The following is a 508-nucleotide window of genomic DNA, read 5'->3' on the forward strand; positions in this document are numbered from 1 at the left end:
TGCTCCTTTGGCACGGTACACCATAGCAATGCCGTCTCCCGTAGCTACTAGTGGGTTGGTTGTATTGCGGTATACCGCTTCGCATCCGCCTGTTGCCATTACAGTTACTTTGGACAGGAACGTATCCACTTCTCCTGTTTTCTCATTCAATACGTAAGCACCGAAACATTTGATGCCTGGTGTATGGCGGGTGACGATAATTCCCAAATGATGCTGGGTAATGATTTCTACCGCATAGTGATCTGTAAATATGGTAATATTGGGATGAGCTTTTACCGCTTCTATCAAGCTGGTTTGTATTTCAGCTCCTGTATTGTCTTTGTGGTGCAGGATACGGAACTCGGAATGGCCTCCTTCTTTGTGGAGGTCGAATTCTCCATCCTCTTTTTTATCAAAATCCACTCCCCATTTTATCAGTTCCTGGATTTGTGCAGGTGCTTCTCGCACTACTTTTTCTACAGCCGCGCGGTCACTGATCCAATCGCCGGCAATCATCGTGTCTTCAATG

General features: G+C 46.3%; 1 protein-coding gene. It reads right to left on the reverse strand.

Annotation, left to right across the window (positions count from 1 at the left end; translation table 11 throughout):
* A partial coding sequence (locus IE178_RS37310; protein WP_193515134.1) for an FAD-binding protein occupies positions 1-508 on the reverse strand: 508 nt, incomplete at both ends.

Origin of the sequence: Streptomyces griseoloalbus (genome assembly GCA_014650015.1) — a bacterium.
Taxonomy (GTDB): Bacteria; Actinomycetota; Actinomycetes; order Streptomycetales; family Streptomycetaceae; genus Streptomyces; species Streptomyces griseoloalbus.